Consider the following 18696-nt stretch of genomic DNA (forward strand, 5'->3'; position numbering starts at 1 on the left):
GGTTTGTACTTGGGATTATTTATTTGCACATTATTATATTTGAAAAAAATCAATCGGCTTAAAATTAAAACGCAATTAAAGACCAAACAGCCTAATACCGCAAAACGTTATGGAAGTGGCAATGTCAAACGTAGAATTAAAAAATAATAATATGCTTCAATCGCAACTCTGGGATCAAGCGTTAATTGAAAAGTATAACTATTCCGGCCCAAGGTATACCTCATACCCAACTGCACTTGAATTTAACGAACAGTTTACAGAACAAGATTTTGTTTCAGCAGTAAATCGTTATCCTAATCGTTCATTGTCGCTTTATGTTCATATTCCGTTTTGCCACAAACTCTGTTATTTTTGCGGATGTAATAAACTCGTTACACGGCAAACTCATAAAGTCACACAATACCTTGATACATTAGATATAGAAATTGCTAAAAGGGCTGATTTGTTCAAAGAACGAATCGTAACTCAAATGCATTGGGGTGGTGGTACGCCTACTTTTTTGGCTAACGATGAAATTACTCGATTAATCACATCAATAAAGCAACATTTCAACTTTGCTCAAAATGCCGAACTATCCATTGAAATTGATCCCAGAGAAATCAGCCCTCAAACCATCGATCATCTTGCCAAACTTGGCTTTAATCGGTTAAGTATGGGTATTCAAGATTTTAATCGTGAAATTCAAAATCTAATTAACCGTGAGCAAGATGAGAATTTAATCCGCTCGTTAATTACCCAAGCACGAAAAAACAATTTTCGATCAATTAGTCTTGATTTAATTTATGGGTTACCTAAACAAACCGTTGAAAGCTTCACCGAAACATTAAATAAAATTATTGATATTTCGCCTGATAGATTAAGCGTTTTCAATTATGCGCACTTACCTAACCGTTTTGCTGCACAGCGTAAGATCAAAGACCATGACCTACCTAACGCCAACCAAAAATTAAAGATCTTACAAACCAGTATCGAAAAATTAACCTTAGCTGGATATCAATTTATTGGCATGGACCATTTTGCAAAACCAACTGATGAGTTAGCTATTGCACAACAACACAATAAGTTACATCGCAATTTTCAGGGTTATACAACTAAAGGAGATGCCGATTTACTTGGTCTTGGTGTATCAGCCATAAGTATGTTGGGAGACAGCTATGCCCAAAATCAAAAAGATCTAAAAATATATCAAAATCAAGTTGAACAAAAAGGTAATGGTTTATGGAAAGGGTTTACTTTAAACCAAGATGATAAAATACGAAGAGATGTGATTAAGCAACTTATTTGTCATTTTCATCTCGATAAAAAGCAGATTGAACAACTTTATGCAATCAAATTTGATGACTATTTTGCTGACGATTTAGATCTATTAGCACCATTAGAACGTGATGGATTAGTAATAGTTAATCAAGATAGCATCAATGTACAACCCAAAGGTCATTTGCTCATTCGAAATATTTGTATGTGTTTTGACATTTATATGCGTCAATTAGTTCGACAACATCAGTTTTCACGCGTGATTTAATGAGTTTAAATCACACGTGAATATCTGATTATCGTTATTTATTAATGACTAGCTAAATAAACTTTAAATTTTGTTGTTTGTGCAATAAGTTCCACACGTTTAAAGGTCTCATCCAAAATCGATTGATATGGTAAAAATGAATTTGCCACAATACAAAGATAGCCATTTAATTTTAAGTACTTTTTAGCTTCTTTTATCAGTTTATTTACTGCTGTATAACTGGTCTCCTTACCATCATGGAAAGGTGGATTAGAGATGATTAAGTGATATTTATCGTTAATATCTGAAAATACATCACTGGCAATCACATTTCCTGCAATGTGATTGCTAGCTAATGTAGCTTTACTGGATTCTAACGCAGCGCTACTAACATCGGTTAATGTCAAGTTTAGATCTTGATATAACTTACCTAAAACTGTTGATAAGATACCTGAGCCACAGCCTACATCCAGAACGTTACCTTTAATAATATCACTCTGCTCCATCAATGCATTCAATAGTAATTCACTTCCAGCATCCAAACCTTTTTGGCTAAAGACACCTGGCAAGCTCTTAATTTCGATAGCTTGGTTTTCAATAGTTAAATGATAGCTCAACCACCATTCTTTTAAATCAAAAGCCAAACGGCTATCACCGCGAAAATGATATAAACCACATCGTCTGGCACTATCTATTTTTTGAATGGTACCAAAATCCGTTGATAACCCTTCAACACTTTTTACCCCAGTACGATTTTCACCTATGATAAAAATATCACTCTCTTTGGGCATACTATTTAGTAAAAACGATAATTGAAATTGCGCTTCGTTTTTGGTTTTAGGCCAATAGTAAATGAGTGTATTGATATCGGTATAAAAAGATTCGTCAGGATAGAGTGAAAAATTCGTGTTATTAGCTCGTTTACTGTGTTTAAAATTTAAAAACGTATGATACTGCGAGCAGTGGATCTTAACTAGATTAGCTGTAATAACTGCAGGATAATTATCTTGGATATCACCAGCAATTAAAATATTTTTATCCTCAAAAAAGGATTGATGACGTTCAAGTACTTGGCTAGCAGGAGTAAATGTGGATGTTGCCATAATGCCTCAATGAAAAACCTTTATAAATTGAAGCGAAGATTATACAATTAACTCTCTTTAATCCCTAATAAAAACAGTAATCCAACAATGACACAAACTGATTGGTATCTTAAGCAATGTAATATTACCCAATATGTATTACGCAACTCTGCCGTTTTTCAAGGTGAACTTGCTACGCATATCAACGATAAAATTCGGTTAATCGTTGTTGCTAAAAAGAAACCAACACAAAAAATATATTACGATATTTTAAAAGCCATTGACTTAACTGAAGAGCAAGTATTAGTTCTCACGCCTTCACAATTAATTATCTCGGCTGATGAAGTAAAAGTCGTGACTTGGTTTATTGACGTAAATAGCAATGAACCGTGGCAAAATAACTTAACTATTAACACTAGCGATTTAGATTCGCTAGCCAAAAATCCACAACAAAAACGCAAACTTTGGCAACAATTATGTGAATATGAAAACGATTTCCATCCTGAACGAAAATGATCTAAAAGAAGCTTATGAATTAGAGCTATTATGCCACCCTATTCCTTGGTCTAAAGAGACTTTTTTTTCAAACCAAGGCGAACGCTACTTAAATCTTAAAATAACTGTTAATAATAAAATTGTAGGTTTTTGTATATGCCAACAAGTGATTGATGAAGCAACTTTATTTAATATTGCCATACACCCTAAATATCGTAAACAAGGGTTAGCTAAAGCACTATTAAATCATTTGATTGACGAGTTAATGGCAATGTCAAATACGATTTCAACGCTATGGCTTGAAGTAAGAGAATCAAATAGACCAGCAATTGATTTATATCATTCAATTGGATTTAATCAAATAACCATCAGAAAAAACTATTATCCAACCGCTAGTGGTGATCAAGAAGATGCCATTATTATGGCTTATACTTTAGCATTATAAATTGTTTTAAAGGAGTAATCATGTCCACAGCACTGTTATTCGTAAATGGTGAACCACCTAAGAATATACCCAAGCAATTAGCAAACTATAATTATATTGCATGTACTGATGGGGCATATCACAGCTATCTATCGAAAACATCAATTGAACCTGATTTTATTATTGGTGATTTAGATAGCATTAATTCAACAATAACGGTTCCAAATAAAACTCAGATCATTCACACTCCAGATCAATCTAAACCTGACTTTGAAAAAGCACTACTATTTTTATATAGTAAAGGAGTCACATCATTTAGCATATATGGTGCGACAGGACGTTCCAGTGACCATTTCTTAGGTAACTTGTCGGTTGCAATGCGATACTATAAAAAATTCAAGATGGTATTTTATGATGATTATTGTCACTTTTTCTTTGCAAATAATCTTCAAATTATTCATCATGTTAAATGCCACATTATTTCGTTAATGCCATTATCAAAAGTCATAGATTTGACTATAACAGGTTTTCAATACCCATTACATAATCAGACTTTATCTTTAAGTGGCACTATCAGTTTACGTAATAAAGCTGTCGATGATACTGTCAAAATTTCTTTTAAGACTGGCGATTTATTAATTTTCATTCAAGATTTACACTGTTTAGATTGACATCAATTTACATTCCCATACAATATCAAGCTATATTATTGACATAATTTTTAAGGAACTGCTCCATGCTATTCAAAAAACTAACAGTACTTACTTATTGTTCACTTGTTTCTTGCATGGTTTTTGCTCAGGATAATAAAACAAGTGTAACTGATAGTATAGTTGAAACTTTTCTTGCATGTGATGATCAATTTTTTCACAAATTAGCTGAAAATCGTGAATCATTTAGCGAATATGTTGATTTAACGACAAAGGACAATGTAACTTTTATTCCTGTAGAATCAATTTATCAATCCGATAAAGATAAAGTTACTTTCAAAAAACCTCTTCTATATCATGGCTTAACTATAACTGGATATCAAAACATTTTCATTCCAACAAATTTATCCGGACAATATTATTATTGGGGTTTCATTTTTGATAACAACCAAGAAGAAATTATCAATGCATTAAAAAATATAAAATGGCTGAACTATAATGAAAATGTTTATTTTGCTAATGCAAAAATTTATGATCGCAATGCTAAACCAGCACAATGGCAAGACAATCCTTATTCGATAGATGGAGTTGTGCCTAGACTAGGGACAATTGAAAAATCGCTATATTTAGAGAACGTGGACAACAAACAAAACCGTGTACTTTGTTCTATACAAGGTGATTTAACAAAAGATATTCTTTATAAAGATCGTCCTGATATGAAACCGCTGGATGAACAAATAGAAAAAGAGCGTCAAGAAAAGATTAAAGCTTATAAATCAAAAAAAGAACAAGAAAAAAATAAAGCAACTCAAGAATCAAGTGACAGTAATAGCTCGAAAGAGGGAGATAAAATTTAAATGAAAAAATTATGTTTGTTCTTATTTCTTTTTTCTTTTGCCGCTATAACCAATGCAACAGATGAAAAACCATCACTTACCGAAGAAGAAAAAGCTGCTCAAGCAAAAGAAGTTGAAGATATGTTGAGCAATCCTAAAATCGGTGAACAATTTTCTCCGCTTTCTAAAACGAAAGAAGATAATACAGTTGGCTACTCTTTTCTAGATAAAAAATCGATAAAGTTACACCCATATAATCAGCGCATTCGTGTTTTTAAAGAAGTTATCAACTATATCCCTGCATTAGTACAAAATATAGATAATGTAAAAACACCTTATCATACAGTTGTCATTAACTATTATGTTAATTGTGAGAAAAAAGAGATCGTTAAAGGACAACTCGATCTTGTTGAGAACTTCTTCGCAGAAGGTAAATTGATTAATAATATTAATATTCCAAGTCGCTGGACGCGAGCAAGTAAAGGAGACGAAAAGCATCAGTTATTAATAATAGCTTGTTCATTACCACTTAACCAGTAATACTCTATTTAATTATTTTTCTCTCGCCACCTAGCTGGTGGCAGAGCCTTCTTATTTATGCTAATATCAACACATTAATCGCTCAATACAATCACACCAATATGAACATCGCACAATTTCATACTCTAACGGATCAACTTTTTAATCAAATCGAATTATACCTTGATAATTATGCCCAAGAGCATGATATCGATTTAGATTATGAAACCAATGGTAATGTAATTACTGTTAGCTTCCCTAATAACAGTAAAATTATTATTAATACTCAAGAACCTTTATTTCAAGTCTGGTTAGCAACAAGAAAACAAGGTTATCATTTTGACTTTATAAATGACAAATGGATCTGTAATCGTACCGATCAATTATTTGAAGATATCTTTGCCCAAGCAGTACAAGAACAAGCAGAATAATAATTATCAAAAAAATAGGCGCCAAATGAATATTTAGCGCCTATATTATTTTATATTTATGGTAATTATAGTAACGTCAGATTCGCTAGTTTTATCACTAGCCATTTAATACCAACATCAACAAAAGCAATTTGTACTCTTTTATGCTCACCTTCACCATCAAGATTAATAATTGAACCTTCACCAAAACGGTTATGCTTGACTTTTCTACCCAACGTATAACCATCGTCTTCCTTTTTCTTCTTAGAATATGAATTTCTACGTTCTTGATAAAATTGATCATCATTATTTCGATAATTCGATCGTCCGCCAAATGATGAGATACTACCGTGGTAATAAGTTTCATTTAAATTATCAACTGGCAACTCATCTAAAAAGCGCGATGGTAAATTACGTTCTTCCCGCCCATAGCGTCGCCTTTGTTCAGTGAATGAAAGTGTTAAGCATTTCCTAGCTCGGGTTATACCAACATAAGCTAGACGTCTTTCTTCTTCCATTTTGTCAACTTCTTGGATTGAACGTTGTGTAGGAAAAATACCCTCTTCCCAACCAACAATAAAGACATTATCAAACTCTAATCCTTTAGCTGAGTGTAATGTCATCAATTGGACAGAGTCTTGATCTGTGCCCACATCACGACTTTCAAGTGATGTAACCGATAAGAATGATTCTAAAACAGTTAATGGTTTACCAGTTTCATTATCTTCAATCACTGTATTTTGGTTAACACGATAAAATTGCTCTGCTGCTGAAACAAGTTCTTCTAGGTTTTCTAACCTAGCTTGTCCTTTAATGCCTGGCTCTTGTTCATACATTCTTAACACACCTGATAATTTGATGATCTTTTCAAGCTGTTTATAAAATGGCAAATCATTAACTTCTTCATGAATAGATTGCATTAAATGGATAAAACGATTTATATCTGTAAGTTGCCTATCAGAAAGTGCGTTTTCCTCAATTAACGCTAAACAAGCATCCCATAAGGAAATATCTTTATGCTTAGCGAAATGCCTAACTTTTTCTAAAGTAACTTGGCCTATACCTCGAGTTGGTGTATTTATGGTAGCTTCAAATGCCATATCATTGTTATGGTCATGTAATAGACGTAAATAAGCGAGAGCTAATTTAACCTCTTGCCTTTCATAAAATCTAATCGAGCCATAAATTTGGAAAGGTATGTCATTTTGCATTAATGTATCTTCGAATATTCGCGATTGAATATTGTTACGATACAAAATCGCACAACTTGCGTATTTTTGACCTTCGTCATGGAATTTTTTTATTTGGCCGACAACAAATCGAGCTTCATCAGCTTCATTAAAGCTTCGGTATAGCGAGATTTTTTCACCATCGCCGCTATCGGTCCATAAATTTTTACCTAACCGATTCTTATTGTTAGCAATTAGTTTATTTGCAGTATCTAAAATAATCCCGGTGGATCGATAATTCTGTTCAAGACGAACAATTTCAGTGTCAGGATAATCATTGATAAATAATTGAAGATTATCAGCATTAGCGCCTCGCCAACTATAAATAGACTGATCATCATCACCAACAATCATTATATTAGCTGTATTTCCCGCTAATTTTTGCACAAACCGGTATTGTATTTTATTGGTATCTTGAAATTCATCAATGAGAATATTTGAAAAACGATGACGACAATAATTTAAAACATTATCGTCTTTGCAAAGTAATTCATAAGCTCTGAGAATTAGCTCAGAAAAATCAACATAACCAACTTTATCACAAATTGCTTGATAATCACGATAGATCGTTTGCCACATAACTTGTTTTGGGTCTTCTGGCACTAAGTCTTTAGCACGTAGTCCTTTTTCTTTTTGAGCAGAAATATAATTAGCACACTCTTTAGCTGACCACTCTTTTTCATCTACTTGAAGTTCGCGAAAAATTCGCTTAATAAGTCGAATCTGATCTTCGGTATCAATAAGTTGGAAATTATCTGGAAGATTAGCTGGTTGGGCAAACATACGCAGTAAACGATGAGTTAAGCCATGGAAGGTACCAACCCACATTCCATTTAAGTAGCTTTCACCAACTAAAGCCTCAATTCGTTCTTGCATTTCAGCAGCAGCCTTATTGGTAAAGGTTACGGCAAAAATTGAACCCGATGAATAATTTTTTTCAACACAAAGCCAAGCTATTCGATGAACAAGTACACGTGTTTTACCACTCCCAGCACCGGCAAGTACAATAGTATATTGGTTATCTGTAACTACAGCAGTTTGTTGTTCAATATTAAGGTCTTCTAATAATGATTGTTTAATGTCCATTATGCTTTAATCCATCCCGATTACGTAAACTGCTAATCGTTACTAATGTTATGAATCTTTTTAAAATTGTCATTTTATTTACAATATTTATTAGTGAGTCCATCAAAAAAATAAAGACAGAGAGTAAATGCAAATTTTGCTCACATCTAACTACACTGTCTTTTTATACACATATACGTATAATTATAACAGATTATCTAATTCTAGCAATCGGCTTATCTCAATATGAGGTAAACACCTTGCTTCTGTAAGATGAAAAATATCTTGCGCAAAGATATTTATCCAACATGATAAATACCCATTATTAATGGCGCCATTTACATCTGTTTCTAAATTATCACCAACGTGTAAAATGTACTCATTGGGTATGGCTAATTTCTTTGCAGCTAAATCAAAAATTTCAGGAAACGGTTTTGAACGACCATCTGGTCCACCACGTAAAGAAAATTGGAAATAATCACCTAATCCTATTTTATTTACATCGACATTACCATTAGTAATCACTGCTAATGGATATTTTTTTGCTAGTTTAGCTAATAATATATGCGTTGATTCAGGAATAACCATCTTATGCCGCCAAACATTAAAGCAATCTAAAGCGCCATCAATAATCTTAGAATGTTGCGATACTGGAATATTGGTTTTATTCAATAAAGATTTGATGGTATCTATCCGCCAAGCTATCACATCGTGATAAATTTCCGGATTTAAAGAAAGAGTCACATTTTTTTCTTGATAATATAAATCTAATGTTAAATTTTCAAACTGTTGATATTTTTGTAAATTTTTTAACATCTCTTCTTCAGCTTTATCTACTATCATACTATTGTCATATAAAGTATCATCAAGATCGAAAGTGATCGCTTTAATGCAGTCAATTGAACGATAAAAATGCATTATTTTTTCCCTCTTTTAGCTCGTGGATGAGCGGAATCATAAACTGGCGATAAATGTGAAAAATCCAAATGAGTATAAACTTGATTACCGGAACTTCTCCTTCCCTTAAATTTAGCTCTCGGCAATCAATATTAACTAACTCAGAAAGACGTAATCCTGAACCGTGCATAACTTCAAGTATGGCTCTATTACGTACAGATAGTGGATATTTAATATCAAACAATTGATTAACTTCGTCAATATCAATATTATTAGGAAGATGCTGGCCTAATTTAGGGTTTACCACACCTCGTGGGGGATTGACGTAACTCATTTCATTCTTTACCATTCAATCAAAAAAACTTCGTAATGCAAACAATCGTAAAAACAAACTTTTTGCTTGTAAACCAGTTTGCCGGCTTCGACTAATTAATAATCGCAACCCTGAAGAATCAAGTGCTTGCCATTTGATAATATCCGAATCCTTGGTTAAATCGATAATAGCATAAAGTTGTCGACGATAATTAATTTGTGTATTTAAACTAAATTGTTTTTCCGATTTTAAATAGTTTAAGAAATGCTCAACCGTTTCAGCTAATAAAACAGAATAATTTGGATTAGTTTCAACCATCATAGTTCCTTAATTTTTTCGCATAATCCATTTTTCAATCAAAATAGGCAATATTTCACTAACCTTTTCTAGTAACAAGGTTCCTTGTCCATTTTGATAATGATGAGGATCTGAACTGGTGAACATTAAAAGACCAAGGTCGCCAAATTGACCGAATAACGATAAAGCAATTGATCCAACATAACCATGCTGCGGCAATAAAAAATCTAATTCTGTGGTGTTTAATGGTCCTAAATAGAATTGACTATACTGTAGATGACGAACACGAATATAATCGAAATGTGATGAATTTAAAGCCAAATGATGATAATTCGATGGTGCGTTAAGTAACCACTTATCATCAAAAAGATATAAATAAGCACCACTAAGCCCCAAATCTTTAGCCCAATTTTTTAATGAGGCAATTAATTCATCCATATCTTTTGCTTTAATTAACTCAAATTGTAATTTTGTTAATTGATTAAAAAGTAGCTCGTTAGCACTAGCATACTCCATCAGCATGGTGATTTCCGACTCTAATTGATTAATTTTATTGCGCTGCCTAGCCATGTGCCATTCAGGTAACGAAATAACTCCGCGAACGGGGTGTGGCACACGCATACGTTCGATCTGCGTTGCATTGCGAATAAAGAAATCAGGATTATTAACGATATACTGATTAACCATTTCATCATTCAATTCAACAAAATTTTGTTGTTGAAGCTGTGAATTATATTTAAACGCTTGTGTTTTTTTAATAGCCATAATTTATTTCTACTGTGCTAAATATCGAACTTTAAACTAAATCAGTTATTAAATTGAAATATAACCATCATATACATGTGTTGCCGGTCCAGTCATAAAAAGTGGTTGCTGATTACCTTTCCATTCAATAATTAAGTTTCCACCAGGTAAATTAACATTTACCCGTGAGTTTAAAAGCCCTTGATTGATACCGACCGCAACAGCCGCACAAGCACCTGTACCACAAGCCTGTGTTTCACCAACACCTCGCTCAAAGACTCGCAAATTAATATTATCTCGATCGATAATATGCATAAAACCAATATTTGCTTTTTCAGGAAAACGTTCATGTTGTTCTAACAATGGACCTAAAGTTGCTATTTGAGCTGTTAATATATTATCAACTTGAATAACACAATGAGGATTTCCCATAGACGCTGCGCCACACAAAATCGTCTGGTCTTGTGCACGAATAATATAGGTTTTTTCTTCTTTAATAGCTTTGAAAGGAATTTTACTCGGTTCAAAAATAGGCGTTCCCATATTGACACGTACGGTTTCATCGTCATTAACCGTCAATACAATATTACCTTTCATCGTGCTAACTTTTAGGACACGTTTTTTCGTCAACCCTTTTAACCGAACAAAACGAGCAAAACAGCGTGCACCATTACCACATTGTTCAACTTCAGATCCATCAGCATTAAATATACGATAATGGAAATCACTTTCAGGCGAATAAGGCGGTTCAACAATCAATAATTGATCAAAGCCTATACCGGTATAACGATCCGACATACGTTTAATCATTTCACTCGAAAGATGAACATTTTGCGTTACTGCATCAATAACCATAAAATCATTACCTAATCCATGCATTTTAGAAAAGTTCATCTTTACTTACCTTTTTTTAAAACGTTATTATCTATTACTTTTATTAAGTTTGATTAATAAAGCGCTTTATTCGCTAAACGAATTAACTCCCCTACATCTTTTAGCAAATTATAATACTAATTCACCACGCCATAAATCATCAAATGTCTCACGTTTCCGAATTAATTTATGTTGATTGTCTCCCTCTAACATAACTTCAGCTGGACGAGGATGACCATTGTAGTTTGAGGCCATACTAAAGCCATAAGCACCAGCACTACAAATCACTAAGAGATCATCTTGTGCAACGGATAGTTCTCGCTGATAGGCCAATACATCACTAGATTCACAAATTGGACCTACCACATTGTAATATTCTTTATTATCCGAACTTTTTGGCTCTTTGACAGGTAAAACACGCATCCAAGCTTGATACAGAGCAGGTCGAATTAAATCATTCATACCCGCATCAACAATAGCAAAATGATTATCATCTTGATGTTTGGTGTATTCAACTTTAGTAATTAACAATCCAGCATTAGCAACAATTGAACGGCCCGGTTCGAAAATAACTTCAAGTTCGGCATAATTGGCTAATTTTACCATTAACTCAGAAACAAGTAAGGATGCACAAGGTGGTGTTTCATTATCATAACAAACGCCTAATCCCCCACCTAAATCGATATGTTCAAGATGAATATTTTCAGCTTTAAGTTTATCAACCAATGCCAAAATTCTATCGGCAGCATCAAGAAATGGCGATAGCTCTGTTAATTGAGAACCAATATGACAATCAATACCGACTATTTTGATATGACTTAAACAAGCCGCTTTTTGATAAAAATCTAGGGCTAACTGATAACTAATACCAAATTTATTTTCACGCAATCCAGTTGAAATATAGGGATGGGTTTTTGCATCCACATCAGGATTAATTCGTAATGAAACTGTTGCTATTTTACCTAATTGTTTTGCAACTTCGTTGATACGATACAATTCGGGTTCTGATTCAACATTGAAACATTTAATGCCAACTTCAAGTGCTCGTTTGATTTCTACAATGGATTTTGCCACCCCAGAAAAAACAATTTTTTTAGGATCACCACCCGCTTTTAGAACTCTTTCTAATTCACCTTGCGAAACAATATCAAAGCCAGCACCAAGTTTAGCTAACAAGTTTAAAACCGATAAATTACTATTTGCCTTAACGGCATAACAAATTAAATGTTGCTTATCTTTAAGTGAATCTTGATAAGCACAAAACTGCTGAGTTATATGGTCAGCACAATAGACATATAGCGGTGTTCCATATTGCTTAGCAAGATCAGAAATAGCGACTTTACCAGCCAATAATTGGCCATTGTGATAATGTAAAAATTCCATTGAATTATTCCTTTAAGCAATTTTACTTAAATCGTTTAATTGAATAGCTGCACCTGACTGATCATTGGGTAATATAGCGGACCTTTTAAACCACAACCCACTAAAATGAAAACAACTAAGAAAACAGAAATGAGTTTTAGAAAGGATGTCATACAATATTCGCAATTTATCAAATTTATAATAAAGACTATATTACACGATAGCTATATTCGTGCAAAGAGCAAATCGTTAAGTTTTCTAAAGTAAATCCGAGAAAATTACCACAAATAATTTAATCATATTAGTGATTTGATCATCAACGGACATGATGCTTTAATTATCAATAAATTCAAGTTAAAGATAAATACCCAATATTATCCTTCTTTAAGACAATGTTATCCGATAAATATCATCACACCTTGAATCAAAATATTTCAATTGCTTTTTAGGTAATAATCACTTGGTTTCATCAAAATTTTTGTAAAAAATATTGAGGAGTCTATACCGCCTTACGACTTACATAAGAATAAGTGGGATATAAGACCGGACTAAGCTGTTATAGAAGTATCCCCTTGTTACCAATATTAACCGATGAGTATTATCTGAACTTTTAACCGCATATTCCAATTATTAATAGGTTATTTAGGTAATGATTATTTGGTTTAATACAATTTTTTGTAAAAAATATTGAGGAGTCTATACCGCCTTACGACTTACATAAGAATAAGTGGGATATAAGACCGGACTAAGCTGTTATAGAAGTATCCCCTTGTTAACCAATATTAGCCGATGAGTATTATCTGAACTTTTAAACGCATATTCCAATTATTAATAAGTTATTTAGGTAATGATTATTTGGTTTAATACAATTTTTTGTAAAAAATATTGAGGAGTCTATACCGCCTTACGACTATTTGGCTAAATGTAATAACCATCACAAACCAATCAATGCTCCAAGTTAAAAAATTATGGAGCATTGTTTTAAATTATCATTGCAAATGAGATATTGAAAATAAAGGAAAATCTGCCTGTTTGGCGATTGTTTGTAAGCGTTTTTTGGCAGTGATAATATTTTCTTGCCAATTTTCATCTTTAGCCCACATTTCGATAACTAATGGTGCGGTATAGTCCATCCTTTTTAGAGTTTTAAAGATGGAAAGAAAGTCAACTTCACCTTCACCAATTGTTAAATCTCTAAATTGACCTGCATAATTGGCGTTAACTTTATAAGTATCTTTTAAATGTATTTGCACTATATGTTCACGACTTAACATAAGCTCAGTACAAACATCATAATTCCAACCGGAAATATTACCCACATCGGGATAAGCCATAAAGTAAGGTGAACTCACCTCTTTTTTGAGAATTTCAAACTTGCTAAGCGAATTTAGATAATTAGTATCCATAATTTCGACAGCAAGCATTATTCCTAATTTTTCTGCTTGTTTTGCAGACCATTGCATACCGGAAATAAAGCGTTGGTGAGTTTGTAAATTGGCTGGTTCATAATAAACATCATAGCCAGCCAATTGAATAACTCTGATACCTAATTTATAGGCAAGAATGAGCGCTTTATTCATAATGATTTTTGCTTGTTGACGAATGGTTTCATCAGCAGAACCAAAAGGATATTTACGATGAGCACTCAAACACATTGAATGTAATGGTAGGCCGGATTGTTCACATAATCGTTTTAATTGATAAATTTCGTCATCTGACCAATCAAGTCTTGCCCGGCGTTCATCGGATTCATCAATTGAAATCTCAATAAAATTAAATCCAAGTGATTTTGCTTGGTCAAGTTTTTCTTGCCAAGTAAGATCATTAGGTAAGGCTTTTTCATAAATACCAATATGATTAGTCAGTTTGGTTGGATCGATTGCAAATTTCGACATAATTAAAACCTAATAACAGTTGTTTAATCATAAAAAATGCAGTCGTATTACCGACTGCATCAGTTAAATTACCAATATTTAGCGATCTGCTCTCTTAATGCTTGCGCCGTTTTATTACCATTTTCATTTGCTAATGCGCGACCCGCAATAAAAGCCTTAGTTTTAATACCCGCAAACAAGTGAATATCTTCTGGTACAATCCCACCGGTAATAGATAGCTCAAGGCCTAAATCCGAAAGTTGACGCATTTTAACAAGGTCTGCTTCTCCCCAACCTACGCCAGCTAGCTCGGCATCACGAGAACGATGATAAATAGCCTGTTTAATCCCCAATTTCCGCCATGCTTTGGCATCTTCGAGTGTCCAATGACCATATAATTCGATCTGAATTTCGCCATTAAATTCGTCAGCCACTTTTTTACACGCGTCAATGGTAGCGATATGCGCTGCTGCTGAAACCGTTAACCAGTTAGCCCCAGCTGAAAAAGCCATTTTAGCTAATATCGCTCCGCCATCAGTGGTTTTTAAATCACAGACTAATATATGATTAGGATATAATTTTCTTAGATTTTTAACGCTTTCTATTCCGGCACCAAAGGCGAGAATAGTACCAACTTCGATAATATCAACAAATCCTGAAACATTTTTTGCCACCTCCAATGCTGAGGTTAGTTCTGTTTGATCTAAAGCAATTTGTAATTTTGGTGTTGTCATGTCGGTTTCCTTATCTAATTTGATTTTTGACCATAATAAGCATTAGCACCATGTTTGCGAAAATAGTGCTTATCGGATAATGTTTGTTGAATTTTGATGGTTTGATTGAGTTGCCGAGTTGAAATTGCCATCATTGCGACTTCTTCAAGTACCACAGCATTGTGTACCGCATTTAAGGCATTTTTACCCCAACAAAATGGCGCATGACCAGAGACAATAACGCCAGGCATCGCCATAGGATCAATACCGCGATGTTTAAATTCCTCGATAATAACGAGTCCGGTATTTTTTTCGTAATCTGTGGCGATTTCACTATCAGTTAGTCTGCGACTACAAGGTACATCACCATAAAAATAGTCAGCATGAGTGGTACCCAATGCAGGAATATCCAATTCTGCCTGTGCCCAAACGGTTGCATAACGAGAATGGGTATGCACAATTGCGCCAATATTTGCAAAGGCCTTATAGAGTTCGAGATGAGTTGCGGTATCACTAGAAGGATTTAGTTTGCCTTCGACAATTTCACCGGTCAATGAAACCACAACAATATCATCTATGGTCATATCACTGTACTCAACCCCAGATGGTTTGATGGCAATGACCTCCTTGGCACGATCCACTTCTGATACATTGCCCCATGTAAAGGTGACTAAATTATATTGTGGTAGCAATAAATTAGCCTGTAGTACGCGTTCTTTTAATGCTTGAAACATCATTTAGCCTCCATTTAGCGCGCGATCGATAACCGCATAAACATCTTCTTTGCTGTTACAGCGTCTCAATTTATCTAGATCAACCCCTGTCTCACTATTTTCATCATCTAAAATTTGAGTCACTTCCATTAATCCTTCCATATGCTGATCAGAAGTACTACCGGCGAGGGTAACTAGTACATCAACAGGATCGGTCTCTCCCTCAAAATAAACAGGTTTTTTCAAAGTTACTAATGCAAAAGCCGTACGGTTCACGCCATCTTCTGGTCGCGCATGTGGCATGGCCAAATTAGGGGCAATAATGATATAAGGCCCCATGGTTTTAACGCATTGAATGATGGCATCATAATAACGAGGCTCAATTGCTTTAGACGCAACCAGCATATCGGTTCCTAACTTAACCGCGTCTTGCCAACTTGCAGCCTCTGCTTTAAGTAAAATAGAGTTATTTTCAATTAATGATTCTTTGAAAGCCATTGTTGGACTCCTTTTAAATGTTCTGCCTATTTTTCATTTACTTTATTGATAAGTTTGATAAGTTCATCACCAAAAGTTTGTGGATTTAACATGTTTTGAACACCTAATGCATGTTGTCCTTCGTTGACCTCGATTTCATGAATCAAATGTTTAGAAGCAACAATAATGTCAACATTAGGTAGTTTTGATTTGTAATCCGTGACTGCGCATGAATCCATGACATTTGTGATACCTTTTTTATCTAAATAATTGGCAATTTTCATCTTCATCATCATTGATGATCCCTGACCACTACCACAAACAGCAAGAATACGAATCGGTTGACCTTCACTAATTGCCACTTCCTCCATTTTTTCAACTACTGCTTCATTAACATCATCATGAATATCATTGGTCGGTTGTTGTTTTTGTAGGGCTTCTTCGGCTCGTAGTGATTTAGCGGCAAAGAACATATAGACCAGAGATAACGCAATCAAGACATAGATAAACAGATGAGAGAAAGATAAACCTTGTAAAATCGGCGGGAATAAAATTGCCCAATCAGCCATTCCCATCCAAGAATCAATTGGCGTACCATTTTGGGCGAAAATATTAATTACCCAAGCAGAGCCAAGAACCTCAACCATTCCCATAACGAAACAGAGTTTCATTACCGCTTTCCACCCACCATAATGATTAGCAAATACGCCAATAGTGGCATTAGAGAAAAACATAGGAATAAAACCAGGGATAATCATGATTGGCGATTTAAATACTAGTAATAACGCTATTGCCAAAAATTGACCTAATGCCCCCCAGATAAAACCAAATACCATGGCGTTAGGTGAAAAAGCATAGATAGCCGCACAATCGATAGCCAACACTGCATTTGGTATTAATTTTTCAGAAATTCCCTTAAATGCTTCCGACAACTCCGCCACAAACATTCTTACACCACCAACAATAACTTGGATGGCTACGGCAAATTTAAGTCCGGTTTCGAAAATGTAGATAGTCCAATGAGTTGACCCTGCCATTGTTTGTAAATTATCCAAACCAAAAGAGATAAGAATGATACCGAAGAAGATTGTCATCACAATCGTTGTGGCGGCAATACTATCATGGAAAATATGTAACCATTTTGGTAATTTTAAATTATCTACTGAATCATTTTTATCGCCCAATTTTGGCGCTAATTTCACCGCAATCCATGAACCAAGCTGCTGTTGGTGACCAATTGAAAAACCCGCCCCACCAGTTACCGATTCAGTCGGTTTAAACATCATATTTGAGAAAATTCCCCAATATAATGCCGTAATTATTGCTGAGTAGGTAATAGTTTCCCACATGCTATAACCAAACAGGAAGTAGAAAAGAGCAATTAAACCAACCTGTTGAAACATAATATGACCGGTCAACATAATGGTTCTAATTCCGGTGAAACGTCTAAAGATAACCAGTAAAATATTAATTGCTAATGCAAGCAATACTGCATAACCAACCCACGAATATTGTTCACCCATCCCCTTTTCGACAGCTACCATTGAGGCATAAGTATCAATAATCGATCCGGTTATACCATGATATTCGGAGAGTTTAGCAATAACCGGTTTAAATGTTGAAACTAAAACACCTGAACCAACTTGTAATAGCATAAATCCAACAATGGTTTTAATCGTGCCTTTTAAAATCGTGGTGATATCTTTTTTTAAAAGACAATAGCCTAGCAAGGTAACTAAGCCCAGTAATAATGGTGCCTTCGTCATAACCTGACTATAAAAGATATAAAATATGTTATAAATTACTTCCATATGTCCCTCTCATTGATTGTTGACAACTTTAGATAGCATTAATGCTATAGCATGGGGACATTAACCCCACTTAATGTCATTTGTATAATTACTCATCTCGCAAAACGAATTGATGGAACTTTTGCTCATTTAGCGTTATCCAAATCGGAGAAATGAATAACTATTACTATATTCCACAATCAAAAATAATCACTCAATGATTGTTTATGATTATTTTGACCGAGATCACTTTTCTTACACTATTATCTGAACAAATGTGACTTCTGTCACATTTTGATAAAAAACCGCAAGTAAAACTTAAAAATATAACTATTATTATCAATAAATTGTAGTAACAAGTTAAGATTATTGATTTAAACGATTGACAAATAAACAAACGAAAATTAATATCATTTTCAATCATAAAAAATC

Annotated in this window: 21 protein-coding genes; 7 read left to right on the forward strand and 14 right to left on the reverse strand. The window is 34.1% G+C overall.

Translation table 11 applies throughout. The features are described 5' to 3' along the window. Positions 1-151: 151 nt before the first annotated feature. Complete coding sequence (gene hemN, locus AC5LXI_RS12050; protein WP_493444302.1) at positions 152-1522, forward strand: oxygen-independent coproporphyrinogen III oxidase; 1371 nt, start codon at positions 152-154, stop codon at positions 1520-1522. A 41-nt stretch (positions 1523-1563) separates the two neighbouring features. Here the strand turns inward: hemN and rsmC are convergent, their stop codons facing one another. Continuing rightward, complete coding sequence (rsmC, locus tag AC5LXI_RS12055; RefSeq protein WP_493442552.1) at positions 1564-2604, reverse strand: 16S rRNA (guanine(1207)-N(2))-methyltransferase RsmC; 1041 nt, start codon at positions 2602-2604, stop codon at positions 1564-1566. Positions 2605-2691: 87 nt separating this feature from the next. Here rsmC and AC5LXI_RS12060 point away from each other — a divergent pair, with 87 nt between their 5' ends. The 6 genes from AC5LXI_RS12060 (at position 2692) to cyaY (ending at position 5938) form a co-directional block, all read left to right on the forward strand. Next, positions 2692-3099 carry a DNA polymerase III subunit psi gene (locus AC5LXI_RS12060; protein WP_493442553.1) on the forward strand — a complete coding sequence of 136 codons (408 nt, stop codon included), beginning with the start codon at positions 2692-2694 and terminating at the stop codon, positions 3097-3099. Further along, positions 3068-3523: a ribosomal protein S18-alanine N-acetyltransferase gene (gene rimI, locus AC5LXI_RS12065; RefSeq protein ID WP_493442554.1), complete on the forward strand. Its 456-nt coding sequence runs from the start codon at positions 3068-3070 to the stop codon at positions 3521-3523. The genes AC5LXI_RS12060 and rimI overlap by 32 nt, the downstream gene beginning before the upstream one ends. Before the next feature lie 20 nt (positions 3524-3543). Further along, positions 3544-4173, forward strand: coding sequence for a thiamine diphosphokinase (locus AC5LXI_RS12070; protein WP_493442555.1), 630 nt, complete (start codon positions 3544-3546; stop codon positions 4171-4173). Between the two features lie 65 nt (positions 4174-4238). Continuing rightward, entirely contained in the window at positions 4239-5009 is a 771-nt protein-coding gene (locus AC5LXI_RS12075; protein WP_493442556.1) for a hypothetical protein, read from the forward strand. Beyond that, on the forward strand, positions 5010-5528 hold the full coding sequence (locus AC5LXI_RS12080; protein WP_493442557.1) for a surface-adhesin E family protein: 519 nt from the start codon (positions 5010-5012) through the stop codon (positions 5526-5528). It begins immediately after the preceding gene. A gap of 101 nt (positions 5529-5629) precedes the next feature. Further along, the gene (gene cyaY, locus AC5LXI_RS12085; protein WP_493442558.1) at positions 5630-5938 is read left to right on the forward strand and encodes an iron donor protein CyaY; all 309 of its coding nucleotides are present in this window, start codon (positions 5630-5632) and stop codon (positions 5936-5938) included. Positions 5939-6003: 65 nt separating this feature from the next. On the opposite strand, the gene uvrD is transcribed toward cyaY, so the two are convergent. From uvrD to AC5LXI_RS12150, 13 genes are all read right to left on the reverse strand, one after another. Then, on the reverse strand, positions 6004-8232 hold the full coding sequence (gene uvrD / locus AC5LXI_RS12090; RefSeq protein ID WP_493442559.1) for a DNA helicase II: 2229 nt from the start codon (positions 8230-8232) through the stop codon (positions 6004-6006). Positions 8233-8415: 183 nt separating this feature from the next. Then, a complete protein-coding gene (gene yigB / locus AC5LXI_RS12095) occupies positions 8416-9129 on the reverse strand; it encodes a 5-amino-6-(5-phospho-D-ribitylamino)uracil phosphatase YigB (protein ID WP_493442560.1) in 714 nt (237 codons plus the stop codon). Then, the gene (locus AC5LXI_RS12100) at positions 9107-9442 is read right to left on the reverse strand and encodes a tyrosine-type recombinase/integrase (protein ID WP_493442561.1); all 336 of its coding nucleotides are present in this window, start codon (positions 9440-9442) and stop codon (positions 9107-9109) included. Before AC5LXI_RS12100 ends, yigB begins: the two co-directional genes overlap by 23 nt. Before the next feature lie 15 nt (positions 9443-9457). Beyond that, positions 9458-9739, reverse strand: a complete 282-nt coding sequence (locus AC5LXI_RS12105) for a site-specific integrase (protein ID WP_493442562.1) — start codon at positions 9737-9739, stop codon at positions 9458-9460. A gap of 9 nt (positions 9740-9748) precedes the next feature. Further along, positions 9749-10483, reverse strand: coding sequence for a DUF484 family protein (locus tag AC5LXI_RS12110; RefSeq protein WP_493442563.1), 735 nt, complete (start codon positions 10481-10483; stop codon positions 9749-9751). Positions 10484-10531: 48 nt separating this feature from the next. Beyond that, complete coding sequence (gene dapF / locus AC5LXI_RS12115; RefSeq protein WP_493442564.1) at positions 10532-11356, reverse strand: diaminopimelate epimerase; 825 nt, start codon at positions 11354-11356, stop codon at positions 10532-10534. Between the two features lie 108 nt (positions 11357-11464). Further along, entirely contained in the window at positions 11465-12718 is a 1254-nt protein-coding gene (gene lysA, locus AC5LXI_RS12120; protein ID WP_493442565.1) for a diaminopimelate decarboxylase, read from the reverse strand. A 35-nt stretch (positions 12719-12753) separates the two neighbouring features. Continuing rightward, the gene (gene lptM, locus AC5LXI_RS12125) at positions 12754-12870 is read right to left on the reverse strand and encodes an LPS translocon maturation chaperone LptM (RefSeq protein WP_493442566.1); all 117 of its coding nucleotides are present in this window, start codon (positions 12868-12870) and stop codon (positions 12754-12756) included. Positions 12871-13686: 816 nt separating this feature from the next. Further along, positions 13687-14592: an L-ribulose-5-phosphate 3-epimerase gene (locus AC5LXI_RS12130; protein ID WP_493442567.1), complete on the reverse strand. Its 906-nt coding sequence runs from the start codon at positions 14590-14592 to the stop codon at positions 13687-13689. Positions 14593-14660: 68 nt separating this feature from the next. Continuing rightward, a complete protein-coding gene (locus AC5LXI_RS12135; protein WP_493442568.1) occupies positions 14661-15305 on the reverse strand; it encodes a 3-keto-L-gulonate-6-phosphate decarboxylase UlaD in 645 nt (214 codons plus the stop codon). A 14-nt stretch (positions 15306-15319) separates the two neighbouring features. Next, entirely contained in the window at positions 15320-16018 is a 699-nt protein-coding gene (locus AC5LXI_RS12140) for an L-ribulose-5-phosphate 4-epimerase (RefSeq protein ID WP_493444303.1), read from the reverse strand. 3 nt (positions 16019-16021) lie between these two features. Further along, positions 16022-16495, reverse strand: a complete 474-nt coding sequence (locus AC5LXI_RS12145) for a PTS sugar transporter subunit IIA (RefSeq protein WP_493442569.1) — start codon at positions 16493-16495, stop codon at positions 16022-16024. A 26-nt stretch (positions 16496-16521) separates the two neighbouring features. Next, positions 16522-18285 (reverse strand): PTS ascorbate-specific subunit IIBC, encoded by a 1764-nt coding sequence (locus AC5LXI_RS12150; protein WP_493442570.1) that lies wholly within the window; start codon positions 18283-18285, stop codon positions 16522-16524. Positions 18286-18696 lie beyond the last annotated feature (411 nt).

It is taken from the genome of Gilliamella sp. LMG 34361 (genome assembly GCF_984569075.1).